Below are 2432 nucleotides of genomic sequence, written 5' to 3'. Positions count from 1 at the left end.
TCCTCACAGACGATTACCTCAAATTGGTGCAGTATGTCTGAGATCTAGCGGATGCCGGACGTCTTTCCACGTGGTGGTGCCGCGCGCGACGACGCAGCTTCGGAAAGCCGAGGCGTCCCTGAGCACTGCCACCTCTGAATCCAGCAGCCTCTGCCCTAACCCAAGCTCGCTCCGGGGCAGCGCGTGGCCGCGGCACGCTTGCGCGTTCAGGAGGAGCCGGCACCGCCTCCTCGACCGGCTGCGGCTCGAGAACGTGGAGCGCCTTCGCCGACGGGGCGCCGAACATTGGGCCGTCCTCGCAACCTTGGTCGAGACTTGCACAATCAACGACGTCGATCCGCTCGCCTATCTCACGAACGTCCCGACAAGGATCGTCAACGGGCATCCAAACCGCGACATCGACCAGCTACTGCCCTGGGCCTACCGAGCTCAAGCCTTCAAAGCCGTGGCCTGAGAGCGACGCTTACGATTGTACGATTGTTGATTCCTGTTGGGTCAGCGACGCGGTGAGACGGCAGCGCTTCGCGATCTCTACTATTCAGATAATCAGCAGACGCTGCACTTGCCTGGTGAAATCACTAAGAACGGGAGGGAGCATATTGTTCCGGTTGTACCGATGGCCGCGGCCATCCTCGCGAAGCGCAATCGCAAGCCCCGCAGCGATTGCGTGGCCGATTGCCGCCTTGCCGAAGCCAGCATCGCGACCTCCGCGGCTCAGCCGGCGGCTGCGCCTGCCTGTTTGCGGGCGCGCGTTGGATAGTATCGCCCAGAAAGACCTGCGCGGCACCTACGAAAACTGGTTGGCATCCATTCGCTCTTTGAAAGGTGGCGACCTACAGCGGACTTCGAATGTATCAAGCAGGTCTTCGCGACAATTTGAATTCCTCATGCAAGCTGCAGAGTCTCGTTACGAGGAGACAACCTTGGCCAGGGGCTTCAGATCAATCACAGCGCGCTAGCGGTTGATGCGCACGACATTGCGGCGCTGACGACATGGTCGTCACTAGGATCCCCGATGGCGTATCCCCGAACACAAACGCGGAGCCATGCTTGCCATCGAGATGGCCTTCTCAGCTCTTACGCTATTGCTACCGCTCGCCAAAAACTCGTTCAGCAAGTGCTGTTTGATTGTTGCGGCCTCCCGCTCTCCCTGTGCGGCAAGCCAAAGAATGCGCTCCGCGATCTCCAGCGCAGAGCGGTGCTTCTGCCCGATAAACGTGGAGCTAGCAAGTACTTCATCAAGGACGTTGCGGAGCATCTGCACCGTAGCAGTGTCGTAGGCCATGCGCGAATATCCATCCCGACAAATCACTAAGCAAAAAACATTGCGCGTCACTCCGAGCAGCAGCGGCAATTTGTCGGACCAAACTACGTAGCACGCTTTGATTGCAGGTTTATGACGATTGCGATCATGGTTGCAACCGCCAGTGACGTTGCCCGACGCCGGAGCATCACCGGGACCGATGGGCTATTTGTATCCACGAGCGCAATCTTCAAGATATCCTCGAGCAAAGCTTGGACTTTTAGTTGTGCCGCCGATCAATCCATTGTATCTTTCCACGCAAAGCGCTCGGAGGCGACGTCCATCCTCCTTGAGCTTCGGCACCTTGCTGGGTGTCGATTTTATGGAGGATGGCATGGACATTGATTCAGCTGCAGGTTGCTCGCTTCAATGTGCGAGCGCGCTGACGGTGACTCCTCAGATAGAGAAGTAGACTTTCGGAATTTGTATCAGTGTGCCTACTGCGAGGCGTGCTGGAGCTCCGAAGATGCAGTCCCGGGTGAGCTTTCTGAATCGGGCTGTGGACGGGAAACGTCAACATACAGCTGGTATCGATGGATTCATCGGTACTCAAGTTGAGCAGATCTTTAAGCCCCGCTCGCGCGGGGCGATTCGTGAGGCGACAATGCCCAAGGAAAGATCAGCGCCAAGGTCAGATTTAGAATGGCTCGTCTCCATGAGGAGCAAAATCCAGCAACTTACACTCGACGTCTACAACTTCAGCAGCAGGCTCACCGACCAGGAGCGCAAAAGGCTCTGGCCGATCCTTGGATATCTCATTGGGATTGCCTTCTCTCTATGGCGAGCGGTCTTCGGCACGCATCGGAAACCACCAGCTGCACGCCCTTCAGACCGCGATCGACGAGATGCCGCAGAAACGATGACCAGCCGGATTTGTCCTCCTTGGCGCCTTCACAGATGCCGAGGATTTCCCGGAACCCCTCGGCATTGACCGCCGAGGCCACCAGCAGCGCCACGTTGCGAACCTCACCAGCCAGCTGCGCTTCATCACGATGGTCGAGGTAGTCGTCCGTGAAGAAGATTGATTTCACGCTGGATTAAGCCGACCGCCGGGGAAGAGTGCGGTCAGGAAGAGGTGCAGCAAAAGCCTGAGCCAGCGGATGAGGCGGCGGAAGTTGTAGCCGGCGGC

The 2432-nt window shown here is 58.0% G+C and carries 1 protein-coding gene and 2 pseudogenes; 1 reads left to right on the top strand and 2 read right to left on the bottom strand.

Going from position 1 to position 2432, the window contains the following annotated elements; all coding sequences use genetic code 11:
• Positions 1-274: 274 nt before the first annotated feature.
• Positions 275-454: pseudogene (locus tag AC0QUY_RS42435) on the top strand (transposase domain-containing protein); the annotation flags it as partial.
• Positions 455-1003: 549 nt separating this feature from the next.
• On the opposite strand, the gene AC0QUY_RS42430 reads toward AC0QUY_RS42435, so the two are convergent.
• Entirely contained in the window at positions 1004-1285 is a 282-nt protein-coding gene (locus AC0QUY_RS42430; protein WP_161851759.1) for a hypothetical protein, read from the bottom strand.
• A gap of 815 nt (positions 1286-2100) precedes the next feature.
• Positions 2101-2277: pseudogene (locus AC0QUY_RS42425) on the bottom strand (transposase); the annotation flags it as partial.
• Positions 2278-2432 lie beyond the last annotated feature (155 nt).

The organism is Bradyrhizobium sp. WYCCWR15520, assembly GCF_056174665.1.
This window is presented reverse-complemented; position numbering and strand designations above follow the sequence as displayed.

Bases quoted from the DNA above. Each gene is read 5' to 3' on its own strand.
- AC0QUY_RS42430 (WP_161851759.1), bottom strand. From the start codon at position 1,285: ATGGCCTACGACACTGCTACGGTGCAGATGCTCCGCAACGTCCTTGAT.